The organism is Pseudomonas sp. GV105, assembly GCF_003058185.1.
GTDB lineage: Bacteria > Pseudomonadota > Gammaproteobacteria > Pseudomonadales > Pseudomonadaceae > Aquipseudomonas > Aquipseudomonas veronii.
Genome location: NZ_QBUF01000029.1, coordinates 1 through 6,152, shown reverse-complemented (window position 1 = coordinate 6,152; position 6,152 = coordinate 1). Strand labels below are relative to the sequence as shown.

Below are 6,152 nucleotides of genomic sequence, written 5' to 3'. Positions count from 1 at the left end.
GTCCCCGACCCGTTCGGCAAACCCGGCAGCCGCGTGTACCGCAGCGGCGACCTGACCCGTGGCCGCCCGGATGGCGTGGTGGATTACCTCGGCCGTGTCGACCACCAGGTGAAGATCCGCGGTTTCCGTATCGAACTGGGCGAGATCGAAGCGCGGCTGCGTGAGCAGGACAACGTCGGCGAAACCGTGGTGGTGGCTCAGGAAGGCCCGACCGGCAAGCAACTGGTGGCCTACGTGGTGCCGGCAGATGCCAGCCTGGCCAACCACGCCGAGTGGCGCGACACCCTGCGCCGCGCCCTGAAAACCCGCCTGCCGGATTACATGGTGCCCGCGCACTTCATGTTCCTGGCGCAAATGCCGCTGACCCCCAACGGCAAACTCGACCGCAAGGGCCTGCCCGAGCCGGACGCGAGCCTGATGCAACAGGCCTACGTCGCCCCCGAAACCGAGCTGGAACAGCAGATCGCCGCGATCTGGGCCGAGGTGCTGCGCCTGCCGCACGTGGGCCTGAACGACAACTTCTTCGAGGTCGGCGGCCACTCGTTGCTGGCGATCCAGATCACCTCGCGGGTCCAGGCCGAATTGGGCCTGGAAGTGCCGCTGGTGGAAGTGTTCCAGACCGAAACCCTGCGCGCCTACGTGCAGGCCGCTGCCATCTTCCGCGCCGGCAGCGCGGAAGATTTTGACGACCTTCGTGACTTTTTGAGCGAACTAGAGGCGATTTGACCCATGCGTTCCAACCCTAATATCGATCTGGTTTCGCGCTTTCTTCGCCTGCCGCTGGAACAGCGCCAGCAGTTTTACCAGCGCCTGCAAAGCCGTGGCATGAGCTTCGCCCAACTGCCGATTGCTTCGATCCGCGAGGATGGCCAACGCCTGCCGCTGTCCTATGCCCAGGAGCGCCAGTGGTTCCTGTGGCAGTTGGACCCGGACAGCGCCACCTACCACATCCCCGGCGCATTGCGCTTGCAGGGGCGCCTGGACCTGGCGGCGTTGCAGCGCAGCTTCGACAGCCTGCTGGCGCGCCACGAAAGCCTGCGCACCCGGCTGATCCAGGACGGTGAGCAGCTGTTGCAAACCATCGAGCCCGAGGCGCGTGTCGAGATCCGGCAGGAGGTTGTTCACGAGGCGCAGCTGATGGCGCGGGTCGAAGCCGAGGTCGCCCGCCCGTTCGATCTGCAACAAGGGCCGCTGTTGCGCGTGACCCTGTTGCAACTGGCGGAAGATGAGCATGTGCTGGTGATGGTGCAGCACCACATCGTTTCCGATGGCTGGTCGATGCAAGTGATGGTCCAGGAACTGGTGCAGTTGTATGCCGCCTACAGTCAGGGCCAGGACCTTAGCCTGCCGGGCCTGCCGATCCAGTACGCCGACTACGCGCTGTGGCAACGCAACTGGATGGAGGCCGGGGAGAGGGCCCGCCAGCTGGCGTACTGGCGGGACCTGCTGGGCGGTGAGCAACCCGTGCTGGAATTGCCCCTCGATCACCCGCGCCCCGCGCAGCAAAGCCATCGCGGCGCGAGCCTGCAGGTGCAGCTGCCGGCGGACCTGGTGACGGGCCTCAAGCGCCTGGCGCAGCAAGAAGGCGTGACGCCGTTCATGCTCCTGCTGGCGTCGTTCCAGACCCTGCTGTTTCGCTACTGCGGCCAAGCGGATATTCGCATCGGCGTACCGAATGCCAACCGCAACCGCGTCGAAACCGAGCGGCTGATTGGCTTTTTCGTCAACACCCAGGTGCTCAAGGCCGACCTCGACGGGCAGATGACGTTTGCCGAACTGTTGCAGCAGACCAAGCATCGTTCCCTGGAAGCCCAGGCGCACCAGGACCTGCCGTTCGAACAGTTGGTGGTGGCGTTGCAGCCCGAACGCAGCCTGAGCCACAACCCGTTGTTCCAGGTGATGTTCAACCACCAGACCGACACCCAGGCCAGCGGTGACGGCCAGCACCTACCCGGCCTGCGCGTGACGGAACTGGACTGGGACAACCAGACCACCCATTTCGACCTGAGCCTGGACACCCATGAATCCGCTGAAGGCCTGTGGGCCGCGCTGACCTACGCCACCGACCTGTTCGAGGCGGCGACCATCGAGCGCTTTGCGCAACATTGGCAAAACCTGCTCCAGGCGCTGGTGAGTGCGCCGCGCAGCCGTCTTAGCGCGCTGCCGATGCTCGACCGTGCGCAGCAGCAGACGATGCTCCAGGATTGGAACGCGCCGGCCAGCGTCGCCGTCGCACAAGCCGTACACCACCGGTTCGAGGCCCAGGCCCGCCAGCATCCTGAACGCCAGGCGCTGGCGCTGGATGACCAGACGCTCAGCTATGGCGAACTGAACCGCCAGGCCAATCGTCTGGCGCACTACCTGATCGACCAGGGGATCGGCCCGGACGGCCTGGTCGGTATCGCCGTCGAGCGTTCCTTTGCCATGGTGGTCAGCCTGTTGGCGGTGCTCAAGGCGGGCGGTGCCTACGTGCCGCTTGACCCTGAGTATCCGCGCGAGCGCCTGGTGCATATGCTCGAGGACAGTGGCGTGCGCCTGGTGTTGACTCAGTCTCACCTGCGTGAGCGCCTGCCGCTGGCCGGGTCGTTGACCTGCCTGGATATCGACCTGGCCCACGCGACGTTGGCGCCGTATGCCGAACACGCTCCGGCGCTCGACGTCGAGCCGCAGAGCCTGGCCTACGTGATCTACACCTCGGGCTCCACCGGCAAACCCAAGGGCGTTGCCATCAGCCACGCGGCGCTGAGTGAGTTCGCCGACATCGCGGCCGACTATTCGCGCCTGGTCGCGCAGGATCGGGTGCTGCAGTTCGCCACCTTGAACTTCGACGGCTTCGTCGAGCAGCTGTACCCGGCGCTGACCCTGGGCGCCACCGTGGTGTTGCGCGGCCCGCAGTTGTGGGACGGCGCCGACCTGTACCGGCAGATCATCGATCAGGGCATCACCCTGGCCGACTTGCCGACGGCTTACTGGAAACTGTTCCTGCACGATTGCCTGGCGGCGGGCCCACGGTCTTACGGGGCCTTGCGCCAGGTGCATATCGGCGGCGAAGCCATGCCCCTGGACGGCCCGGCGATGTGGCGCCGGGCCGGGCTGGGGCACGTGCGGCTGCTCAACACCTACGGGCCCACCGAGGCCACGGTGGTGTCCAGCGTGCTCGATTGCAGCGCCGACGAAGGGGTGATCGGCGGCAGCGCCAGCCCGATTGGCCGCGCGTTGCCGGGGCGGGCGTTGTATGTGCTGGACGGCGACCTCAACCTGTTGCCGGTCGGCGCCGTGGGCGAACTCTACATCGCCAGTGCCAGCGGCTTGGCGCGTGCTTACCTGCAACGCCCGGGCCTGACCGCCGAGCGCTTTGTCGCCGACCCGTTCGGCGGCCTGGGCGAGCGTCTTTATCGCACCGGCGACGTGGCGCGTTATCGCGCCGACGGGGTGATCGAATACGTCGGCCGCGTCGATCACCAGGTGAAGATCCGTGGGTTCCGTATCGAGCTGGGTGAAATCGAGGCGCTGCTGCTGGCCCAGGATGCCGTCCGTGAGGCCTTCGTGCTGGCCGCCGACAATCAGTTGGTGGCCTATCTGGTGGCGACGCAGCCATTGTCCGAGCCGGAGCAGGTGAGCGCCGCCGAACAGCTCAAGGCCACCCTGCGCGAGCAACTGCCCGATTACATGGTGCCGGCGCACCTGATCTTCCTCGAGCGCATGCCCTTGAACCCCAACGGCAAGCTCGACCGCCAGGCCCTGCCGACACCCATCGGCGGCTCGGCACAGCAGGCATGGTTGGCACCGGTCACGCCGCTGCAGCAACAGATCGCGGCGATCTGGGCCGATATCCTTGGCGTCGAGCGTGTCGGCCTGGCCCATCATTTCTTTGAACTGGGCGGGCATTCCCTGCTGGCCATGCAAGTGGTCTCGCGCATTCGCCAGGCCCTGGACCTGGAAGTCCCGCTCAAGACGCTGTTCGAGCAGCCGCGCCTGGCAGGCTTTGTCGCTGCCTTGACGACCGCCGATCCCGCCGCCCCGAAAGCCCCGGCCCTGCTGCCGGCCGGGCGCGACCAGCCGTTGCCGCTGTCGTATGCCCAGGAGCGCCAGTGGTTTCTCTGGCAGTTGGAGCCGCACAGTGCGGCGTACCACATCCCCAGCGCGCTGCGCCTGAAAGGCCAGCTTGACCGCGCGGCGTTGCAGCGCAGTTTCGACGCCTTGCTGGCCCGTCATGAAAGCCTGCGCACCTCCCTGCGCCAGGAGCGCGAGCGCACGGTTCAAGTGATTGAACCGCAGGTGTCGTTGCCCATCGCGTGCGCCGATGTCGATGAAGCCGCGCTGAAGGCCCGCGTAGAAGCCGAGATCGCCCAGCCCTTCGACCTGCAACAAGGGCCGTTGCTGCGTGTCTGCCTGCTGCGCCTGGCCGCCGATGAGCATGTGCTGGTGCTGGTGCAGCATCACATCGTCTCCGATGGCTGGTCGATGCAACTGATGGTCGAGGAACTGGTGCAGCACTACGCGGCTTACAGCCAGGGTCAGACCCTGGTATTGCCGGCGCTGCCGCTCCAGTACGCCGATTACGCCGTGTGGCAGCGCCGTTGGATGGAGGCGGGCGAGAAGGATCGCCAACTGAGCTACTGGCGCGACCGGCTCGGCGGTGAGCAGAGCGTGCTGGAGCTGCCGTTCGACCACCCGCGCCCGGCGGTGCAAAGCCACCGTGGCGCACGCCTGCCGATCGAACTGGCGCCCGCGCTCGCCCACGACCTCAAGGCCCTGGCCCAGCAACAGGGCGTGACCCTGTTCATGCTGTTGCTGGCTTCGTTCCAGACCTTGCTGCACCGCTACAGCGGCCAGGAAGACATCCGCGTCGGCGTGCCGATCGCCAACCGCAACCGCAGTGAAACCGAGCGCCTGATCGGCTTCTTCGTCAACACACAGGTGCTCAAGGCCGACATTCACGGGCAGATGAGCGTCGCGCAAGTGGTGCAGCAGACCCGGCAACGGGCGCTGGAGGCGCAGGCCCACCAGGACTTGCCGTTCGAACAATTGGTGGAGGCCTTGCAGCCCGAGCGCAGCCTGAGCCACAACCCGTTGTTCCAAGTGATGTTCAACCACCAGACCGACGTCGGCCAGGCCCAGGTCCAGCACCAATTGCCGACGCTGCGGGTAGAAGGGCTGGAGTGGGAAAGCCGGACCGCGCATTTCGATCTGGACCTGGATATTCAAGAGTCCACCGAAGGTATCTGGGCCACATTGGGGTATGCCCAGGACCTGTTCGAAGCCTCGACCGTGCAGCGTATGGCGCGGCATTGGCAGAACCTGTTGCAGGCGATGGTCGCCGATCCGCAGCAGACCCTCGGCCAGTTGAACCTGCTGGACGGGGATGAACAGCGGCACATCCTGCAGTTGTGGAATCAATCCGACGCCGGCTTCCCGGCCCAGCGCCTGGTACACGAGTTGGTCGCCGAGCGTGCGCGGGAAAACCCGCAGGCGATCGCGATCAAGTTCGACGCACAAACCCTGACCTACGGCGAGCTGGACCGCCAGGCCAACCAGTTGGCCCACGCGTTGATCGCCCGTGGCGTCGGCCCGGAAGTGCGCGTGGCGATTGCCATGCCGCGCAGTGCGGAGATCATGGTGGCGTTCCTCGCGGTGCTGAAAGCTGGCGGCGTTTACGTGCCGCTGGACGTCGAATACCCGCGTGATCGCCTGCTGTACATGATGCAGGACAGCCGCGCCAAGCTGCTGCTGACCCATTCGGCGGTACAGCAGCGTTTGCCGATCCCGGACGGTTTGGCTGTGCTTGCAGTGGATCAGGCGCAGGCCTGGTCCGATGAACGTGACAGCGCACCGTCAGTGGCTCTGGACGGCGACAACCTCGCCTACGTGATCTACACCTCCGGCTCCACCGGCATGCCCAAGGGCGTGGCGGTGGCCCATGGCCCGCTGGTGGCGCATATCCTCGCCACCGGCGAACGCTACGAAACCGGCCCGGCCGATTGCGAATTGCACTTCATGTCTTTCGCCTTCGACGGCTCCCACGAAGGCTGGATGCACCCGCTGATCAACGGCGCCAGCGTGCTGATCCGCGATGACAGCCTGTGGCTGCCGGAATACACCTACGCGCAAATGCACCGTCACAACGTGACCATGGCCGTGTTCCCACCGGT

Annotated in this window: 2 protein-coding genes; both read left to right on the top strand. The window is 65.9% G+C overall.

The window, feature by feature from the left end; all coding sequences use genetic code 11:
- The coding region (locus C8K66_RS30360; RefSeq protein ID WP_146181403.1) for a phosphopantetheine-binding protein at window positions 1-726 on the top strand (726 nt) is incomplete at its 5' end.
- 3 nt (window positions 727-729) lie between these two features.
- Window positions 730-6,152: non-ribosomal peptide synthetase (locus tag C8K66_RS30355; protein ID WP_146181402.1), on the top strand; the 5,423-nt coding region annotated here is incomplete at its 3' end.